Origin of the sequence: Microcystis aeruginosa FD4 (assembly GCF_009792235.1) — a bacterium.
GTDB lineage: Bacteria > Cyanobacteriota > Cyanobacteriia > Cyanobacteriales > Microcystaceae > Microcystis > Microcystis viridis.
This window is the reverse complement of record NZ_CP046973.1, coordinates 1,626,791-1,645,601: the sequence shown is the minus strand read 5'-3', so window position 1 is coordinate 1,645,601 and position 18,811 is coordinate 1,626,791. Positions and strand designations below refer to the sequence as shown.

Sequence of the window (18,811 nt, the reverse complement as noted above, 5' to 3'; positions counted from 1 at the left end):
ATGTCAACATCTCAACTGGGGCAAGCTCAAGCCATAGAATACCTAAGATCGCTTTACGCATCGGTTGAAGTAGATGAGCATGGAAATGCTGTTAAGGTTCGTTGGGGACACCACTGTACAGTGATTGATACAGGGTTAGAATCTTTGTCAAAACTTACTACTTTGATAGAACTGGAACTGGCTCAAATGACAGATGCTCGACTTGCTTATCTGTCAAGGTTAGTCAACCTAAAACGTTTAAGCTTTCATGCCCCAGCAGCATCAGAAGCATCGAGGATTACAGACAATGGACTCCTTTATCTCACGCCATTGGTCAATCTAGAACATTTAGATTTGGGCAATTTCGCCAAAATTACCGATACAGGATTGCCGTATCTGCTCAATTTAAAGAAACTTCAGTTTCTTAATTTGAATGGGATTAGTCTGGTTACGGTTAAGGGACTTGAACAATTAAAGGGATTATCAGAGCTACGTTATTTAGGGGTTATGTCAACTTTATCCCTAGAGTACGTGCAGCATTTTCCTAAACTTGAAATCGTCTATGCTTGGGATAAAAATGACTCAGAAATTCAGTATCTTGAAACTTTAAATAATCTTCAAGAGCTATATATTGCTTGTTCCACTTTTGATAAAATCCTTGAGATAACTGATCTCAGTGTTAAAACTTTAATCAAATTAAAAAGCCTGAAGATTTTATATCTCTGGGATACAAAAATAAGTGAAGGAGGGTTAAGACAAATCCAGAATGCCTTACCAAATTGTGAAATAGATACTGGTGCAATTAAGGAAAAAATGGCTGAAGGGTCTAAAGTATAATCTTGCTATGAGGAGCTTCAAAAAAAGACGAAACCCATGAACAAAAGAGGTTCTCGAATTTTGAGAATAAACGTAGAGGGTTTCGTTCAGAAAATTTGAACCCCGTGCAGTTGGCTGAAGTTGAATTAGGGCAGGTTTCGGCGGTAAGGTCGCCCTACTCTGAGACGGCGCTAATAAGTACAAACAGAAGTGCTACTGGCGAACAAGAAGGAGGTAAAAATAATGAGTACCTATCCACAACAATTAAATCCAAGACCGGGTGTCACTTTAATTCTCGATCCGACCCGTCTAGTGTTGGCTTTCAAAGAAAGACCAGCCAGAGAGTTGGCTGTGTCGTCAACAGTCTCAGAACTAGGTTTGGTTCCCGAAGGAGGAGAAACGGCACGGGCTGCCGATACAAGTCAAAGCCAAGTCATCAACAATACAGAATTCCGTTATTGGATGCGCAGTTCAGCCGCCACAGCTTTACCCGAAGACATCGTCGAGCGAGTCCAAGAGTCTTTCAGAGATAATCTGGACTGGGTTGGCCCTGTGTATCGACTGGAAAATGAAGAGGGGCTGAGGGCATTTGTCTGTCCATTACCCAACGTGCTTCTAGTCAAACCCACGCCAACAGCCAGCCAAACAGGAGGAGAGCTGGCGGCACTGCTGAGCCGGTACGGTTTGAGCGAAGTTACTGAGAAATCAAGGTATTTAGGAGAATACCGCTACTTTGTCCTCGACGATCCTCTAGCAGCATCCTCTTTCGACATCCGCAACCAACTGCTGGATGCCGAACCGCAACTCGTGCAGGAACTTCAGTTCGAGAGTATGCCGATGGTCGTGCCGACAGCGTTTATCCCCAACGATCCTCTATTTGCCCAGCAGTGGGACATGACTCAAATTCAGGCCGGTGGTGCTGGCTCAACTGGTTGGGACATCTCTACGGGCAAAAATACAGTTGTAATCTGTGTCCTGGATACGGGCTGCGATCTCACCCATCCCGATCTTCAATTTTCTACCCCTGGCATCAATCTCGGTACTATGATGCCAGACGGTAGTCCCACTGACAATCATGGAACTGCCTGTGCCGGTATCGCAGCCGCAGGCGATAACAACGCCGAGGGGATCGCCGGAGTCGCGGGTAACTGTCGGATCATGCCGCTGGCCTTCTCTACCTGGTCGGACACCGAGGTTGCTGCCGGCATCAACTACGCTACAGCTAATGGCGCCGATGTTATTAGCATGAGCTTTGGTTGGAATGCTTGGGAGCCGGCCATTATCGATCCCGCCATCCAGAACGCCTACGATAACGGGCTGGTAATGTGCGTAGCAACCCACAACCACAATGGAGCGATCACATACCCGGCTACGAACCCTCTGGTGATAGCCTGCGGTGCGTCTGATGAAGTAGATAATCGCAAGACTCCAGATAGTCCAGATGGAGAAGAATGGGGATCAAATTACGGGCCACAAATATCGGTGGTTGCACCTGGGGTACACATTCCTACGACTGACCGCCAAGGCAGCCATGGCTACAACACAGACAGTGGTGCGGCAGGCAATTATTACTTGGCATTCAATGGGACATCGGCAGCCACACCACACGTTGCCGGCTTGGTCGCCTTACTCCTCAGTGTCAATCCTGGGCTGACGAACGTTCAGGTTCGCAACATTATCGAGGGCACGGCTGACAAAGTTGGGGTAGTACCCTATGCGAAAACGCCAGGCTATCCTAACGGCACCTGGAATCAGGAGATGGGCTATGGACGCATCAACGTCTTGCGCGCCCTGAACCGTGCCACACAAGTATCGCTCCGATTCCCTGACCTTATTCGCTATTTAGCTTGGGCATGGATCATCATTATCGGAGGTTTGATGATTACGCCAAAGTGGATTTTTTGTATCAAGTGTGGCGTACCCATTGATGCTCCTGGATACATTGGAGATCCTGCTGTCACATTCCTAGGGATTGGGTCGATCACTCTTGGTGTGGTGGGATTAATAACCAGTGTCCTAGAAGTAACCCAGGGGAAAGTCGCTAGATAAGGCGGCAAAGACTACACAAGGTTCAACCTGGCCTACAAGAGCAAGCGATCGCTACTCTCCCCAAATCTCCAAAACCAACCTGTCAGATTCAGGAGTGCGCCCTGGGAAGCAGTGCCTTTGGCGATCGCTATGACTAAATAGGGTTTGCTGAAAAAGTTTTTCCTGGGGGCAGGGTGTAGGGTGTGGGGTGTGGGGTGTAGGGTTTTACCGATTTTGAGGGGGTCAATTACCTAATTTTCAGGGAAAAAGTCCAGGAATTTTTCCCCCGATCACTCCCAGATCCATTACTTTTTGATGGCCAAAAGGTCTAAAAGTTTTACCCAACAAGGTTTTTAGATTTATTCAGCAAACCCTAAATAAATAGAAAAGAGAGGTATTGAGAAAATGTCTCTAGCAACCTATGGAGTATTAAAATGTCGGGCTTTGGAACGCAAAATCGATCCCCAGACCGATCCTTCGCCCCATTATCAGGTTTTGGTAAGCGATGGGCTTCAAAAACACCGCATCGCCATCAACGTCAAATCCCAAGAAAGCCCTTCGGATTTGCTGTATCTAGTCAATGATGCCTTTCAACACCCAATCTTAAATCAGTTAGCGAACTTCAGTTTAGGATTCCACAAACTGGAAAGCCAACCCGGAGGTGTGGCTCTGGATTTTATTCGCGGGAATTTGTTCCGTCCCGAAGACTTGAAGCCACTGCCCCCGGACGTTCCAGGACCTGGCAATGACTTGAAAGAGTTGATTGACTTGTACCTTCAGCGGGCTATTCAAGCTGAAGATGCGATTTTGTACGCCTTCGGAGCCTCTTGGGGGCCGGAACCGACAAACCCCGACCAATACTTTGATTTTGTCCCCGGCAGCGGTATTCACGACCTCCACATGAATCAGGGCAGTGTGGGCAGATTCCAAAAGGATAACGGCGTTTATCAGGATGGCGCACTGCTGATTCATTTCCCCTCGCGCAACCAATGGATCGGCATCTTTCTTGCGTTCCAGTCCCAATCTTTCCATACCGATGATCGCACGGGCGATGCGATTACAGAGGTTCCAGTTGAGGCAGCCGTGAGGATTCTGGCGGCACTGGTGAATCCCCTGGGAGCAGATCCAGGCAAGGAGTCGGTGACACTGATCAATGTTTCGCCAGATGCTGTCGATCTCAAAGGCTGGGCATTGGCAGACAAGCAGAAACGCAAGTCTCGCTTACAAGACATCCGCCTCAAAGCAGGAGGCATCGTGACGGTACCACTGAGCGGGGCGGACGCACAACTGTCCAACGAGGGAGGCATCATCACGCTGCTAAATGCTCGGAGCATCAAAGTTCATGGGGTTTCCTATACCAAGGAACAAGCTCAGAAGCAGGGATGGACGCTCCTGTTCTAAACCTGACTTTTGGCTTTAAGAAAGTCCCTAAACCTAGATTGAGGAGGAGGTCAACTTTCCATGAAGATACCTGTACTAGAGCTTTTCCCCGCCAAATCAAAATTGATGTCCTTGGCTGTTGTTTTCTGTTGCCTGCTGCTGCTTTTCCCGGCCCCCGCCCGGGCTGAAGTCTGGCATCAATCAAATGGCAATAGTCAAGATGTGAATCCGCCATTGGTCGGTCCGGTTTACGACCTGGGTGGCGGCGGGACGGATGTTGATCGAGCCATCCAATGGGCGATCGACCAGGTTCGAGGCTGTCAGGACTGCTCAAAAACTGTCGATCTAGTCGTGCTTCGCTTTCTGACGGACGAAGATCAGGAAGCCTGGGATCGGTCAAAAAAACAACCTGACATTAAAAACGATTACCTCAAATATCATTCCCTCTTGCTCGACCCCCAACAGCGGCTGCAAGGATTAGACTCCATCGAAACTTATGTCTTTACCAATCCCGCCCGCCAAGAGGCTGAACAGCCCGATGTCTCTGAGGCGATTGAGAAGGCCGAAGTCGTCTTTCTCGCTGGGGGCGATCAATGCAAATATGCCCGCAACTTTAAAGGAACGGCGATTGAAACTGCCATTGAGTCAGTTCAGGCCAGAGGCGGTGCGATCGGGGGAACTAGCGCGGGGGCGATGATTCAGGGGGAGTGGATTTTCAATGCTTGCTCGGATGCCGTTATCTCTGATGATGCCCTGGCCGATCCCTATGAAGATATCCTCTTTACTGACAACTTATTCCAATGGCTGGCGCTCAAGGGAACCATTGTCGATACCCACTTCTACCAGGATGATCGCATGGGTCGAGCGATGGCCTTTGTGGCTCGCTTGCTCAGAGATGGTATCACCCCTCGCGCCCTAGCCATCGGCATCGATGAAGGAACGTCCTTGGTAATTAATCAACAAGGGATGGCTCAGGTCATGGCCAACGAGCGGGACGGTTCAGCTTATTTAATTCTCGGCGACCACCAACCGGAAGTCTGCGAGCGAAATAAGCCTCTTAGTTTCTCAAATTACCGCGTTTGGCGAGTCAGAAATGGTCAAACCTTTGACCTGAAAAACATTCCCGCAACCGATTATTACCAAGTCAGCGTCAAGCGGGGACGCATATCTTCTAGCAATCCCTATCGTGGCTGAATTGAGCGACGGGAGCGAAACTCCCTTTCAGGTTCAGAAGATATCCGCGCCCATTCAAATCAGGAGTCAACCATGAGTGCCATCTTTGGAGAAACCTTAACCTTCCCCCAGGAAAACGGTCCTGAAGTCGAGCTAGTGGTCTTCGGTGACGAGTTCTATTCCCGTCGCGAAACCAAGGACGGTTATACCGTCATCTACGACGACAAACTGGGGCAATATGGCTACGCCATCTTGTGCGAGGGTGAATTTGCTTCCAGTGGCATTCCCATCTCAGCACCGCCATCGCCAGGACTACAGCCGCACCTCGAGGAAGCTGAACCCATCCGGCGGGAGAAATTTGCCCGGCGTTACACCCAACTGAGACCGTCTCATACCGACTTGCCTTCTCAATCGTGATTCTCATGGCGTTTTGGATTTTGGATTTTCGAGAAAATTTAAACTCAACACAAGGAGTAAATTATGAGTGCCATATTTGGAGAAACCCTAATCTTCCAACAAGACAATGGACCCGACGTGGAACTGGTCGTCTTCGGGGATGAATTCTATGCCCGTTATGAAACCAAGGATGGTTACACCGCCGTTTACGATCCAGAGCGCGGACTCTACTGCTATGCCGTCTTACTGAGTGGGCGATTTGCCTCCAGCGGCGTTCCCATCTCCAAGCGCCCGCCCTCAGACATCCGGCGGGGACTGAAAGAAGCGGAAACTATTCGCAACGAAAAGTTTGAAGGGCGCTATGCCGACCTGCGACCGCCACAACCCGGTGCGGCTGCTAACGTGGCCAGGACTCTCGGACCTAACAATGGGCTGCTGGAAGGGCGGCGCGTCAGTGAGGGACACATTCGCGGCTTAACGGTGCTGGTTGAATTTGCCGACCTCACCAGTGCAGTTACCGCCGCCGACGTGGAGGCGATGTTAAACGCCCCCAACTATCGAGAAAACGGCAACTTCTGCTCGGTGCGCGAATACTACCACCTGATGTCCAACGGCAAATTGGACTACTCGAATGTGGTGGTGGGGCCGATTAAACTGAGCCAGAACCATCGCTACTACGTCCAGAACCTCCTCTGTCGGGAAGCCCTCGATAAAGTGGTCAACCAACTGGGTATCGATCTGTCTCAATTTGACTCTCGCGGTGAAGGCATCGTCGATGCACTGAGCTTCATGTATGCCGGGCGCACCGTTTATGAAGGCGACCTCTGGCCCCATAACTCAGAACTGAACCTGACCTACAACGGCATCAAAGTTCGCTACTACACGATCCAGAGCTTAGGCCGCCAGCGAGTTGACCTGAGCATCGGCACCTTTTGCCATGAAAGCGGCCACCTTCTCTGCCGCTTCCCAGACTTATACGACTACGGCTCTCGGGATGGCGATTTTGAGAAGAGTGCTGGCATGGGGTATTACTGCCTGATGTCCGCTGGCAACCACCTCAACAACGGCCGCACCCCCGCTTCCATCTGCGGTTACTTGCGAGCTCTGGTCGGGTGGTGTGATCGCCAAGTCCGCTTGAACTCTCCCGGTGTCTATGAGTCCAAACAGGGGGACTACGGCACCCTGATGAAATATGAAACCCATCGGGCTAATGAATACTTCATCATCGAAAACCGCACTCAACGCGGCCTAGATGCCTACCTCCCCGATAGCGGACTGGCGGTCTATCACTGCGATACTCTGGGGTCGAACGAGTGGCAGGGGGGAACCCGCGAGCGCCACTACCAATGTGGCTTGCTTCAAGCAGACGGGCATCTGGATCTCGAAAGCAATCGCAACCAAGGAGATAGCACCGATCTGTTTAAACGAGTGGATGGCGTGGCCTTGTCTTACGCCACAACCCCTTCGACCCGGGGCTGGGATAGCTCTGATTCAGGGCTGGCTCTTGCCGATATCTCAGAACCCGGTGAGGTGATCCGCCTCAAGGTGGGTTCGCTAGTCCCCGCCAACGTGGTGACAGGAGCGGTCACTGCTGACCTGCTCATTCCCGATAACAAGCCTGAAGGAATTAGCAGTGCGATCGCCATCAGCCAAGCTGGTAAAGTCAAAAGCCTGTCTGTCGGCGTAGACATCACCCACACCTACATTGGCGACCTGCAAGTGGAGTTGCAGTCCCCGTCTGGCAAGAAAGTCCTGCTCCACGACCGTGCTGGTGGCTCTCGTCGAGATTTACAACAGACCTACAGTTCAAGCTCCACGACTGCATTGTCGGCTTTGAACGGCGAATTGATTGCGGGAGATTGGCTCTTGAAGGTGCGAGATTTGGCCTCCCGTGACATCGGCCGGCTCAATCGCTGGAACATCGAAATTGAGTACGAGTCAGCGGGGCAAGTTGCCCGAGGTGAAGTGAGTCCGAACCTGTCAATTCCCGACAATACTCCCACAGGAATCAGCAGCGCCATCGCAATTGCCCAGTCAGGAACCCTCAAGGATATCTCTGTAGGGGTAGTCATCCCCCACACTTACATTGGCGACTTACTGGTGGAAATTGTGGCTCCCTCTGGTCAGAGTGTCACCCTACATAATATGTCAGGCGGCAGTAAAGACGATCTGAAGATGACCTACGACCGGACATCTACTCCTGCCCTAGAAGCCTTGGTCGGGCAACAGATTCAAGGCAACTGGTCCTTACGGGTCAAAGACCTGCAGCGGCTGGATACGGGCAAACTAGAGAAATGGTCGTTACAGTTGATGTATTGAGGATGTCTCCTTGAAATCTCGCGCTCGCTTCTTCGGAGGGCAAGATGCGAGCGCAATTCTGAAGCCCGATATGAAGACGATCGCTCCTTTATCTAAATCAGTTACAAGCGAATAAAATTTTCAGGTTCAACTTTTTTAACTCAGAAACTAGGTGAAATCATGAAAAGAAAAGCATTAGTCATTGGAGTCAACCAATACAAAGGGGGTATTCCTTGCCCACAACATTCTCTGAAAGATGCTAAGGATATCGCACAATTACTGCGGACAATTGGTCAGTTTGATCAAGTTCAAATATTCCTCAATCAATTTGAAGATCAAGATGAAGGTCAGAAAAATCCTTATGAACCTGATCAATTAAAAATTTTGATAGAGCAACTCTTTAATCCTCAAGATGGAGATACGGAAACGGCACTATTTTACTTCTCTGGTAATGGTGCTGAAGGAAAAGAAACTCAAAAAGGTGACCTGTTACTAACTGATTTCCCCAATCCTTTAAACAAATCTTCATCTGAACATACATCTGAACCCCCATCGAGAAGTATTTCGCTGACATGGTTACACGATCAACTTGAAAAAAGTCCTGTTAAACAACAAATTGTTTGGCTAGACAGTGATTTCAGTAATTTATTTATTGATTTGTTTTCCCAAGCAAGTAGTGAAGTAAAATATGATCGTTGCTTTATTGCTGCTGATTATAGTTATGCTGGAGAAACCTCCACTCATGGTGTTCTTACAGATGCTTTATTGCCGTGCTTGAATCCCGTTAAGCAGATTAAAAATTTAATCACCAACTATACCCTTGAAGATGCTCTAATAAACGCATTCAACTGGCAAAAAAATCTCATAAAAAATATCGGAAATCCAATTCTATTGACAGGGAGAAACGTTCGCACTCAAAAGCTATGGAATGATCTGGCAGAAGGAAACGATCTCCTTAATCTTAAAAGTGAGGCTGACGCTTTAGCTGATATGTTGCTTTTACGGGATCTAGAACCGCCATTGGCTGTAGGAATCTTGGGGGGATGGGGAAGCGGAAAATCTTTTATCATGAATCTGATGCAGCAGAGAATGAACGAGATTCGTAGCGCATCTCTAACTAAAAAACAGACATGGGGTAAAGAGGAGGAAGCTTTTCCTTATGTAGGGCATATTTATCAGATAAAGTTTGATGCCTGGACTTATGCGAAAGCAGATCTGTGGTACAGTTTGACGCAAACTATCTTTTATGAATTTAATCGTCAATATACGCTTGAACAGGAAATTGAACAATCGCTCAAAAAGGTAAATCGCTCACAGCTTGAAGGCGGTAAATTTTGGAAAGCACTTAATGCTATGAGTGAGTTTGATCGTACCGCCTCTCTCAGAGAATTAGCAAACTTTTCAGAACAAACCTACAATGAACTAGAAAAGATCAAATCAGATCAAGAATTTTCTAGTTCCTTGTGGGAAAAAATTGGTGATATCCGTAAAAATGAGAAATCAGAATTACAGAATTTAAAGGAAAGACTAAGAAAGGAAAATCAAAAATTGCGCTGGCTAATTCTTCGGAAGGTGCCACGTTATTTCTTGCAAAAAAATTGGTTGTCACTCGTGGCCTTTTTGGCGGGATTGTCTATTGTCGTTTTTCCTCTATTACCCGATCAACTAAGAGATCAATTGCCTAAGAAGCTCAGTGATGTCCTTTCTACATATACGACCTTAATACAAACAGGAGGATTTATTACAGCATTAGGGACAGGAATCAGTTTATTACAGAAAACTCAAGAAGAACAGGAAAAGATTTTTACTCGTTTGAAGCAGATTGCAGGAGAAGCAAAAGAAAAATTTGAAGTCGGAAAGGATGTTTGGGTTACTCTTCAGCAAGAATTTCTACAATCAGATCGGGACATTGAACAGCATCTCAACAAAATCAAGCGGTATGAACTCCAAATTGAACAATTACAACAACAAATTGGTCTTGTTAGTAATTATCCGACTCTAAATACCCTTCTTGAGGATCTTTCTAGGAATGAGTTATACGAAAAAAAACTAGGATACCTTCACCAGTTGCAGCGCAAGCTCGCCGAGCTTACTAATTGTCTGTATTATAATCCAAAAATGAAAGATAATGATGAACAATTTAGCAAGCTAGAAAAAACTTTTCCAAGAGGTCCGGCACGTATTGTTCTCTTTATTGACGATCTGGATCGTTGCCCACCTGACCGAGTAGTTGAAGTTTTAGAAGCAGTTCAGCTTCTGGTTAAAACTCCTCTATTTATTGCAGTAGTTGCAATTGACGAACGCTATGTCACTCGTGCTTTAGAGAAATACTATGCCGGAGTGCTATTCCATCAAGGGCGACCTTCCGGTACAGATTACTTGGAAAAAATTATTCAAATTCCCTACCGAATACGACCTGTTGCTCACTCAGCTTTAGCCAATTACTTGCATCAGCAAATGGAAGTAGAAGAAAGCGATGAGGAAACGAGTAATGTGGCAGTTTCTACAGAAAATATTTCAACCATATCCGTTGATAATTCCCAATCTAATAAAACAGACTTTACTGAAAACAAAGTTGGTGGTAAATTATTAGATTCCGATCGGGATAAGTCAGTTACTATCCTGACTCCAGAGAAGATAAAATTTAAGTCTGAAGAGTTTAAGATATTGCTAGAATGTTGCCGACACACCGATCTGCCGCCCAGAATGATTAAACGGTTGGTCAACATTTATAAGATTTTCAAAATCATTGAGGTTCTCTCAAACAAAGTGGGGCTAAAAAGTAATGAACAAACAAAAGCTATTTTGTCCGTTCTTTCTCTATCAGCGTGCTATCCTGATTTAATACGGGAAGTATTTGATGACTTAGACATTCAGTTCGAGGAATTAGAAAGTCAGCTTGAGGGATTAAAACAGGAAGAAAAGCAGCAACAAATGCAAAAATTAAAACTACTAGATTCTTTGTTAAAAACTCTTGAGTCTTTACTGAATACTTCAGAAGAGAAAGATGCTCCCCACTTACAAAGGGAATATAGAAGACTACACCATGACGCGACAATTCTACTGAGTGGAATAACCCTAGCTCAATTCGATCTAGAAACCTTTAATTTGGTTCGTTCATTCTGCTTTTTTGGTGATGTTGGCTACAGTCCGGAGGATTCCCAAAGAACAGTTCGTTCTCATCAAGGGTAGATATCAGGCGTTCACTTGACACCGATCTGAAAACATAAATTTCGCCGTCGGCACGGCGGGTCGAGGCTTAACCATATACCAACTCTCGCTTTCAGAGCTTTTTTTTAATTCTAATCTCCCCATAGTGATAAAAGAGCGTTATCGCTTTAAACACCATATCGTGCTGAACAGTTATCTCACCCTCGATCCAACGATTCGAGTCCATCAAGGTCGGCAATTATTCGGTCACTAACCCGTAATACTTCTCTAACATAGTCAGCATTTCTTCCTCTAACTCGCTTAGATAAGGTCGCTGCAGTTTCCCCAAGATTCCCAAGAAGGCGAGGGCGGTATCTTCCAGTTCTTCCCGTTCCCTCAGTCTCGACAATCGATCGCATAATCGCCGCACCGTCTGACAGTCCCCTTCGGTGTAGCCCAACTCCTTGAGGTATTCGATTTTAACCAGATCGATCGCCCCGTCGTGAAGTCGCAAGTCGCAGGAGCGCTGGTGAACAGCAGTAATGATCGCCCAACAGTTGTTTTTCCCCTTCAGACGCGGGTTATCTTTGGCAAGGATAGCGACCACTTCCCCCACCTCGAAAACATTCGCTTTCCCTTTATCCTGGTATTTGCCCACCGTCTCGCGAACGACTCGGTTAGAGGGTGCTTTGCCCCCAGCTTCCGCTACGGCCTCGTTCCAGACGGTCGGCTGTCGTTGCGGGGCAAGAACGGCCAGCGGCCGCACCTGATACTCGCAAGGGTGGCAGCAGCAGACAGTTGGCTGCACTCAGGGTTCGGTAGATCGCCGCCCCCATAATTAAATAGTTGGCCTTCTGACGACTGTGACCGAATCGCCCCCGACAGTAATCCTCGAAGGAGTCGTACCCGTCCCGGTACAACCGTCGATCTCGCAGTTCTTGCAGGGCGGAGCCGGCCTGGTAGAAAGCCCGTTCTACCGTCCGCTCTAACCGCTCCCTGTCCCTGACCTCCTCCTCACTCAACGGTCGCGAAGACTCGATTACCTCCACCTCGATCGCTTCTACCCCGCGCCCCGCAGAAGCTAACATTTCATCGAAAATTTTGGGTCTGAAACCCCGTCGTTCTACGACGGCTTTACCGTTAAATACTAGCGCATTTACCAAATATATGCTAAAATGTGAGACATGGAAAAAGCCTATTCTTACCGATTTTACCCCACACCCGAACAAGAGTCGCTATTGCGGCGCACTTTGGGCTGTGTAAGATTAGTTTACAATAAAGCTCTCCACGAACGAACACAAGCATGGTACGAAAGACAAGAAAGAGTAGGATATGCTCAAACTTCTTCAATGTTGACCGATTGGAAAAAGCAAGAAGAATTAGACTTTCTCAATGAAGTTAGCTGTGTACCTTTACAACAAGGGTTAAGACATTTACAAACAGCTTTCACTAATTTCTTTGCTGGTCGTACTAAGTATCCTAACTTTAAGAAAAAACATCAGGGAGGAAGTGCCGAATTTACTAAGTCAGCTTTTAAATTTAAAGACAAACAAATCTATTTAGCCAAATGCACAGAACCTTTACCTATTCGATGGTCAAGACAAATACCAGAAGCTTGTGAACCAAGCACAGTAACAGTCAGATTACATCCCTCAGGACGTTGGCATATCTCAATAAGATTTGATGACCCAACGATTAAGCCTCTACCAGTAACAGATAAAGCCATCGGAATTGACTTAGGAATTAGTAGCCTTGTGATTACCAGCGACGGCGATAAAGTATCTAATCCTAAGCATTTTAAAAAGCATTATCGGAGACTGCGAAAGGACCCAAAAAATCTTTCTAGAAAACAGAAAGGGTCAAAAAATCGAGAAAAAGCGAGAATCAAAGTAGCCAGGATTCACGCTCAAATCACCGATAGTAGAAAAGACCATTTACACAAGCTAACCACTCAATTAGTTCGTGAAAACCAAACGATTGTGGTTGAGAATTTAGCCGTCAAGAATATGGTCAGAAACCCGAAATTATCTCAGGCAATATCTGACGTTAGTTGGGGAGAAATCACTCGACAATTAGCCTATAAATGCCATTGGTACGGCAGAAATTACCTCGAAATAGATAGATGGTTTCCTAGTTCTAAAAGGTGTAGTAATTGCGGGTATATTGCTGAGAAAATGCCGTTAAATATTCGAGAATGGGATTGTCCAGACTGTGGGACGCACCATGACCGAGATATTAACGCTAGTAAAAACATTTTGGCCGCAGGACTTGCGGTGTCAGTCTGTAGAGCGACCATAAGACCAGAACAGAGTAAATCTGTTAAGGCAGGTGCGAAACCCCGCAAGGGAAAGAAGCAGAAACCTAAATCGTGAGGTTTGGGAATCACCGTCCGTTTACGGCGGTGAGGATGTCAAGAAAACGCTGGTATCGATGCAGTAACTACTCAAGCTCCCATTCCCCCTCTCTCAATTGACGAAGCGACGGGAGCGGGTCGGGGTGTACTCCCGTTCTCCGTTTGACCTGTTCCCGTAATCGCTGGATGGTCTCGTGAGCTTCTAAGGCTTTACGCCGCCTCACCTCTCGCTCCACAGCCTCCACCACTAATTCGTTAAACGATTCTTTCCCCGACTTGAGCCGCTTGGCCTGCCGCATCAACTCGGACGGGAATCGGATCGTCACCGATTCTTTTTCCATAACCATTTCAAGTAACCACTGTTTAGTTACATTTTACGGGAATTTTGCCAGCCCTATAGGGTAGATATGGTGTAGCCAGTTCGCGACCGGCTCAGACCAACCCCGCTAACAGGTCGGATATTTCCCCCTGCAAGTCTTTTCGGTTATCGTCGTAGATCATTAAAGTATTGAGATCGGCGTGACGGCTCAATTTCTGCACCCGCCGCACGTCCCCGTTCGTTGCGTCGAGAGCGGCGGTTATTCCCGAATGACGTACCCGGTGGGGCGACATTTTCTTGCTCACCCCGGCCGCGGTAGCGATTTTCGCCACCAGTTTATGGATCGCCGAGCCGGTCAGTCTATGGCCGCAACTACAGCGATCGAGGGCGATAAAGAGAGGTTGACGGATATCGAGTTCCCGCCGGGCCTGTAACCAATCCACAAGTGCGTCGAGGGTCGGACGCGACAGGCTGACGGTTTCTTTCTGTTGACCCCGGCCCTTACCGAAGATGGCCAACGTTCGACCCTCGGTATCGAGATCCTTGATGTCCGCACTCTCGATCTCCCCCCGCCGGAGGGCGTTATCCCAGAGCAATCGCAGGATGGCGTAGTCCCGTTTCCCCTTGAGAGTCGAGCGGTCGGGAACGGCCAACAGGTCGCGGTACACTTCCTTGCTCACCCCGGTGGTGTCGCGGTAACGCACCACCTTGTCCCCCGATACCTCGGACAGATTGAAATCGCATTGCCCCAGTTGATTGGCCAATCTCACCAGGGACTTGATCGCCGATAAGCGCCGGTTTCTTGTCGCTTCCGCTAGTCCCCGTTCATCCCGCAGATGAGCCTTGTAGCGCAGTACCAGCGAGAGCGCAGCGAACCGATCAAGGGAGAGGAATTCTTGCTTTACGATACCTAGATTATCACGTTCGACATCCCGACAACGTCCCGTTGTCAGACGGGGTCGCAGACGCTCGATGGTCGGGGAATGACGACGAACGAGGTCAAATAGCATCAGAAAATAGAGGGAAAACATTTGACGTGATGGACGATCAGGTATGCTATTTAAACGGGCTTCCACAGATTAAAATGCGACCGTTTTATTGTACTCCCTTCGATTGATTCAAGAGATTTTGGTAACATTCGGTCGGGGTACGGTAAGATAAATATTTAAAGGAAGTCTGATTAATTAATTCTGCAAATCTTTCGTTATCAACCGCATTGTACTGATCTAATTTAGTGATTAAATTCTTCATGTTATTCATGGAGCTTACCAGACTCCTATTCTCGGATTTGAGATAATGAATTTCAGGGGAATCGCCCTCATGCCGATCAATGGCGGTAATTTGAGCGATAATCCCCTTAATTCCCTGCTTATACGAAGAAATTAGGGTATATAAACTCTTTTCCTGAGTAATAAGAAAAATACCTCGCTTCCTGAGATCGAGGACATCAATTCGCCAAGTATTAATATCGGCGATAAAATCTTCTCTTGACTGCACTTCCTGTTGAAGTCTTTCGGCCGCTTTACTTGATAAAATCAGATTCATCTCTAAAAATAAAGCTGATTATCAGCTAAAGTAGTAATAGACCAATAAATTATACCAATAGTCGTGATTAACGGTGCTTCAGTTTGTGTTATGCAACGGACAGGGTTATAAGGGATGTAACCCTTATATGGAAAGGCATTTAGCGATTTTTGTCAATTGCTGGCTCTTCGGTTTATGTTATGCAATGAACGGGGGTTATAGAGGATGGAACCCTTATTTAGAAAGGCATTTGGCGATTTTTGTCAATTATTTTTGTCTAGAGCGAACTAATCAATTAAGTCTCTTGCCAGATAAGGATTTAGTCGATTTATGCCCCCCTATCGAACCATACCAAGTAACGAAGAACCGTTAAGAAGATATGATAAAAATAATGAGAAACGAATAATGGATACTAAAACTAATAAGAATATTGCTCCTAAAATTCGTAAATTGGCTGAGACAGCGAGGGAACTATACCAAACCAAATATGCCCTCAATGTCACAAGGCTCACCAGTCTCAAAAGTCTTTGCCAAGAAGAGGAAGCCGCCGCTAATTTTGCGCTTTACCTAGCTAAATTGGTAATCAAACAGATGGAATCTAATCAAACTACTAGGTCTTTTCTTGGAGAAGAAGCTTGGACAGAACACTGCCAACTAATTAACCATGCTGTTGAAAAAATGGAAGATTACCTAGAAGAACCAACTCCAGATAAACGGCAAGATTTGTATAAATTGTTAACCCAACTAGAACAAATTCAAGGTTGGGAAAAACACATAAGATTTGGAACACCAATTCGTGTCATCAATAACAAATATGCCTTAATAATTGAAGATGGACTGCGGTGTATGACAAGTTCAGATTATGCTTATTGGAGTTACCAAATGGCGAGAGATTATGCTGAACGCTATAACTCAAGTTGTGGCAGTGGACTAACTTCTGAATCCGCTCCTTTAGTAGCAGAAATTGCCGAGTTTTGGTGTCAATATTATTTTGGCAAAACTCTCAAAGAGAAATTTCCTGATAAGAGTTGACATCAAAAGCATTTCATGATAGCAAATCTGCTTTTTTCTGGGAAAATCTACTCAGAAAATAGAATAAAATTCAATAATTTTCTTCATATTTATCGACCTGCTGTTCAGGAGGTTGGCCGTAGTAATCCAGTAGGACAGGCTCTTGATTTTCTTCATTTAGAGGGGCTACATTAGTCCGAGTGATTCTCCCCTCACTTAACGAACCAAGCTGCCGTATCAACAAAAACCTTCGTCACTTGAAATGCCTCACAAAATTGTAATTGTCAATAGCGTTTTAGGTGCGCGTACCCTTAGGTAGGGATGATTACATGGTTTGAACTCAATCTTTCTCACAATTCGGAGCGCTGTGACTCCCGAAATCTTCAATTATTCTATTAAGTGCTAGAATTTTATTGATGAAACAATTTTTGCTGGTAGCTAGTTAAGCTTAGAAGGAGTTGATGTTATGTTAGTTAAAGGAATTAAAAAAGGCAAAACTATTGAGTTATTAGAGGAAGTTGATTTTCCTGATAATGAAGAGGTATTAGTGGAAATTAGAAAGGTTAATGATTTTTGGTCAGCCTTGCAAGATTTTAGACAAAGAGTAGATTTGGCAAGTCTTGATGATGATACTTTTGATAATTTGCGGGACAAGTCAACGGGGAGAGATGTTCGTTTATGACTCTCAAATATTTGCTAGATACTAATATTTTGTCAGAGGCTAAACGACCTCACCCGAATCAGAAGGTCATGACGAAGCTACGATTATCTAAACGGGAAATAGCCACAGCTACTCTAGTAATCCATGAGCTATTATTTGGTTGTTTTCGACTTCCTCTGTCTAAAAAACGCCAAGACTTAGAGGATTATGTGAATAACGTTATTTTAGCCAATCTACCTTTATTCGATTATGACTTAAAATCAGCCCAATATCACGCACGGGAAAGGTCAAGGTTGTCTAAAGTCGGCAAGAGTCCTGCTTTTGTCGATGGTCAAATAGCGTCTATTGCTTTTACCAACAATTTGACTTTAGTTACAAATAATGTTGATGATTTTAAAGATTTTAAGGGTTTAGTGATTGAAAATTGGTTTCTCTAATCTGTAATTGTTCCGTGTTTCACCTTTTCCACCCCACAATGCTCCCCCAGAAAGATGATCGCCACGTCATCGATCGCTGCCTAACGATAAGATATAGCAAATAATGGGTTATTTAGGACGCTTTCAATTTTCAAACTCTTATCTGAACAGGGTTTCAGCGATAGATTGTCCTAAGCACCTTGGTCTTTGCTATATTTTCCACTCCCCTCACTTAACGAATCGTTAAGTGAAGAATTCGAGAAATTCGTTAAGTGAGCAGCTCAAACCGGGTTAAGGTTCCGTTAGAGTGGGCAGTTCTCGATACTTTCTAACATTCGTTTGATGGCTCCATCGATGGTTGCCGTACCGATGCGATTTCGGTATCGTAGCAGCCGCTCCCAAGTAGCCTGTTCTAACCTGACATACCACTCACAGCCATTACCAGCCCTGTAATTCAGCCCTTCCCTGACCTGAAATTTAGCGGCCACATCGATGGTTTTTGGGGAAAGGAAGTCCGAAACTAACATTTCCCTATTCCCATCGTCAAAAAGGATGATGGCCGCGTAGGGATTGGGCAACGCGGTTATCTCCCCCGTCTGTCCTTTTCTGGGATGCTCACCGACAACGGTGACAAAACTTCCCACGGTCAACCGAGTAGATTTAACCGACCCATCCTCACTTAACGAATTTTCCGTTAACTTCCCGTCTTCAGGGGATATTTCACTTAACGATTTTCGATGCCGACCGATGTTAGTGGTGTCCATGGTCGAGATGGTCCCGTGTTTGGTCTGATAAATTCTTTGTCTCTCACTTAACGAATCGTTAAGTGAGAGACGTAAACGATTGACCAGATCGGCGGAAACAAAACATAATTTGGCAATATGGTTGTTACTGTAGCGTGACCATTCCCCGTCCCGCAAGAGCATCAACACCGCCCTTCGTTTATTGGCATTAGTACGTCTGAGACCGTGGTGGGCATTCGCCCCGACCGAGTAGAGGATCGCATCCCGTCTGGCTCCCTGACGGATATCGACGGCGATTGCGGGTAATTCCAAAGACTGCGCGGCCAGCAGCTGGTGAAACCCATCGGCCAACCAATAATCGCTGCCGTCGTAGAACACCAAAACGGGGGGAAAAAGATCACCAGAACGCATATCCTTGGCATATTCGGCGACGGTGAGTCGATCAATCGTCGCTCTCGGTTGTGTACCGCCGTCGGTGCGGATCAGGGCGATGGCTAGGGATTCGGGCGCGGGGTCTTCTCGATCAGATTTCGTTAAGAGAACTCCATAAAAAAGATGATCCAA

General features: G+C 46.4%; 17 protein-coding genes. 11 read left to right on the top strand and 6 right to left on the bottom strand.

Annotated elements, in window-relative coordinates:
• From GQR42_RS08415 to GQR42_RS08385, 7 genes are all read left to right on the top strand, one after another.
• Complete coding sequence (locus GQR42_RS08415) at nucleotides 1-816, top strand: hypothetical protein (RefSeq protein ID WP_158199620.1); 816 nt, start codon at nucleotides 1-3, stop codon at nucleotides 814-816.
• A 222-nt stretch (nucleotides 817-1,038) separates the two neighbouring features.
• Complete coding sequence (locus tag GQR42_RS08410) at nucleotides 1,039-2,844, top strand: S8 family serine peptidase (RefSeq protein ID WP_158199619.1); 1,806 nt, start codon at nucleotides 1,039-1,041, stop codon at nucleotides 2,842-2,844.
• A gap of 384 nt (nucleotides 2,845-3,228) precedes the next feature.
• Complete coding sequence (locus GQR42_RS08405) at nucleotides 3,229-4,224, top strand: DUF2278 family protein (RefSeq protein WP_158199618.1); 996 nt, start codon at nucleotides 3,229-3,231, stop codon at nucleotides 4,222-4,224.
• A 60-nt stretch (nucleotides 4,225-4,284) separates the two neighbouring features.
• Nucleotides 4,285-5,397: a cyanophycinase gene (locus GQR42_RS08400; RefSeq protein WP_158199617.1), complete on the top strand. Its 1,113-nt coding sequence runs from the start codon at nucleotides 4,285-4,287 to the stop codon at nucleotides 5,395-5,397.
• Nucleotides 5,398-5,469: 72 nt separating this feature from the next.
• Nucleotides 5,470-5,793, top strand: a complete 324-nt coding sequence (locus GQR42_RS08395; RefSeq protein WP_079208491.1) for a hypothetical protein — start codon at nucleotides 5,470-5,472, stop codon at nucleotides 5,791-5,793.
• A gap of 63 nt (nucleotides 5,794-5,856) precedes the next feature.
• Nucleotides 5,857-8,091: a M6 family metalloprotease domain-containing protein gene (locus GQR42_RS08390; protein ID WP_158199616.1), complete on the top strand. Its 2,235-nt coding sequence runs from the start codon at nucleotides 5,857-5,859 to the stop codon at nucleotides 8,089-8,091.
• 159 nt (nucleotides 8,092-8,250) lie between these two features.
• Nucleotides 8,251-11,262 (top strand): P-loop NTPase fold protein, encoded by a 3,012-nt coding sequence (locus GQR42_RS08385; RefSeq protein ID WP_158199615.1) that lies wholly within the window; start codon nucleotides 8,251-8,253, stop codon nucleotides 11,260-11,262.
• A 217-nt stretch (nucleotides 11,263-11,479) separates the two neighbouring features.
• Here GQR42_RS08385 and GQR42_RS28520 read toward each other — a convergent pair whose 3' ends face one another.
• Nucleotides 11,480-11,986, bottom strand: coding sequence for a hypothetical protein (locus GQR42_RS28520; RefSeq protein ID WP_233271326.1), 507 nt, complete (start codon nucleotides 11,984-11,986; stop codon nucleotides 11,480-11,482).
• Nucleotides 11,898-12,383, bottom strand: coding sequence for a hypothetical protein (locus GQR42_RS28515; protein WP_233271325.1), 486 nt, complete (start codon nucleotides 12,381-12,383; stop codon nucleotides 11,898-11,900). Before GQR42_RS28515 ends, GQR42_RS28520 begins: the two co-directional genes overlap by 89 nt.
• 21 nt (nucleotides 12,384-12,404) lie before the next feature.
• Here GQR42_RS28515 and GQR42_RS08375 point away from each other — a divergent pair, with 21 nt between their 5' ends.
• On the top strand, nucleotides 12,405-13,592 hold the full coding sequence (locus GQR42_RS08375; protein WP_158199614.1) for an RNA-guided endonuclease InsQ/TnpB family protein: 1,188 nt from the start codon (nucleotides 12,405-12,407) through the stop codon (nucleotides 13,590-13,592).
• Nucleotides 13,593-13,659: 67 nt separating this feature from the next.
• On the opposite strand, the gene GQR42_RS29720 is transcribed toward GQR42_RS08375, so the two are convergent.
• From GQR42_RS29720 to GQR42_RS08365, 3 genes are all read right to left on the bottom strand, one after another.
• Nucleotides 13,660-13,914 (bottom strand): YlcI/YnfO family protein, encoded by a 255-nt coding sequence (locus GQR42_RS29720; RefSeq protein WP_305848825.1) that lies wholly within the window; start codon nucleotides 13,912-13,914, stop codon nucleotides 13,660-13,662.
• 91 nt (nucleotides 13,915-14,005) lie between these two features.
• The gene (locus tag GQR42_RS08370; RefSeq protein WP_158199613.1) at nucleotides 14,006-14,923 is read right to left on the bottom strand and encodes a tyrosine-type recombinase/integrase; all 918 of its coding nucleotides are present in this window, start codon (nucleotides 14,921-14,923) and stop codon (nucleotides 14,006-14,008) included.
• A gap of 64 nt (nucleotides 14,924-14,987) precedes the next feature.
• Nucleotides 14,988-15,437: a DUF6933 domain-containing protein gene (locus GQR42_RS08365; RefSeq protein WP_158199612.1), complete on the bottom strand. Its 450-nt coding sequence runs from the start codon at nucleotides 15,435-15,437 to the stop codon at nucleotides 14,988-14,990.
• A 384-nt stretch (nucleotides 15,438-15,821) separates the two neighbouring features.
• Between GQR42_RS08365 and GQR42_RS08360 the strand changes: the two genes are divergently transcribed.
• From GQR42_RS08360 to GQR42_RS08350, 3 genes are all read left to right on the top strand, one after another.
• Nucleotides 15,822-16,448 carry a hypothetical protein gene (locus GQR42_RS08360; RefSeq protein ID WP_158199611.1) on the top strand — a complete coding sequence of 209 codons (627 nt, stop codon included), beginning with the start codon at nucleotides 15,822-15,824 and terminating at the stop codon, nucleotides 16,446-16,448.
• A 445-nt stretch (nucleotides 16,449-16,893) separates the two neighbouring features.
• Nucleotides 16,894-17,109, top strand: a complete 216-nt coding sequence (locus GQR42_RS08355) for a hypothetical protein (protein ID WP_158199610.1) — start codon at nucleotides 16,894-16,896, stop codon at nucleotides 17,107-17,109.
• The gene (locus tag GQR42_RS08350; RefSeq protein WP_158199609.1) at nucleotides 17,106-17,525 is read left to right on the top strand and encodes a type II toxin-antitoxin system VapC family toxin; all 420 of its coding nucleotides are present in this window, start codon (nucleotides 17,106-17,108) and stop codon (nucleotides 17,523-17,525) included. The genes GQR42_RS08355 and GQR42_RS08350 overlap by 4 nt, the downstream gene beginning before the upstream one ends.
• 281 nt (nucleotides 17,526-17,806) lie before the next feature.
• Here GQR42_RS08350 and GQR42_RS08345 read toward each other — a convergent pair whose 3' ends face one another.
• Nucleotides 17,807-18,811 (bottom strand): hypothetical protein, encoded by a 1,005-nt coding sequence (locus GQR42_RS08345; protein ID WP_158199608.1) that lies wholly within the window; start codon nucleotides 18,809-18,811, stop codon nucleotides 17,807-17,809.

What these genes read in the sequence shown, in the direction of transcription:
- GQR42_RS08400 (WP_158199617.1), top strand. Translation starts at nt 4,285, where the DNA reads ATGAAGATACCTGTACTAGAGCTTTTCCCCGCCAAATCAAAATTGATG.
- GQR42_RS29720 (WP_305848825.1), bottom strand. Translation starts at nt 13,914, where the DNA reads ATGGAAAAAGAATCGGTGACGATCCGATTCCCGTCCGAGTTGATGCGG.
- GQR42_RS08375 (WP_158199614.1), top strand. Translation starts at nt 12,405, where the DNA reads ATGGAAAAAGCCTATTCTTACCGATTTTACCCCACACCCGAACAAGAG.
- GQR42_RS08390 (WP_158199616.1), top strand. Translation starts at nt 5,857, where the DNA reads ATGAGTGCCATATTTGGAGAAACCCTAATCTTCCAACAAGACAATGGA.
- GQR42_RS08405 (WP_158199618.1), top strand. Translation starts at nt 3,229, where the DNA reads ATGTCTCTAGCAACCTATGGAGTATTAAAATGTCGGGCTTTGGAACGC.
- GQR42_RS08415 (WP_158199620.1), top strand. Translation starts at nt 1, where the DNA reads ATGTCAACATCTCAACTGGGGCAAGCTCAAGCCATAGAATACCTAAGA.
- GQR42_RS08410 (WP_158199619.1), top strand. Translation starts at nt 1,039, where the DNA reads ATGAGTACCTATCCACAACAATTAAATCCAAGACCGGGTGTCACTTTA.
- GQR42_RS08360 (WP_158199611.1), top strand. Translation starts at nt 15,822, where the DNA reads ATGGATACTAAAACTAATAAGAATATTGCTCCTAAAATTCGTAAATTG.
- GQR42_RS08385 (WP_158199615.1), top strand. Translation starts at nt 8,251, where the DNA reads ATGAAAAGAAAAGCATTAGTCATTGGAGTCAACCAATACAAAGGGGGT.
- GQR42_RS08370 (WP_158199613.1), bottom strand. Translation starts at nt 14,923, where the DNA reads ATGTTTTCCCTCTATTTTCTGATGCTATTTGACCTCGTTCGTCGTCAT.
- GQR42_RS08350 (WP_158199609.1), top strand. Translation starts at nt 17,106, where the DNA reads ATGACTCTCAAATATTTGCTAGATACTAATATTTTGTCAGAGGCTAAA.
- GQR42_RS08355 (WP_158199610.1), top strand. Translation starts at nt 16,894, where the DNA reads ATGTTAGTTAAAGGAATTAAAAAAGGCAAAACTATTGAGTTATTAGAG.
- GQR42_RS08365 (WP_158199612.1), bottom strand. Translation starts at nt 15,437, where the DNA reads ATGAATCTGATTTTATCAAGTAAAGCGGCCGAAAGACTTCAACAGGAA.
- GQR42_RS08395 (WP_079208491.1), top strand. Translation starts at nt 5,470, where the DNA reads ATGAGTGCCATCTTTGGAGAAACCTTAACCTTCCCCCAGGAAAACGGT.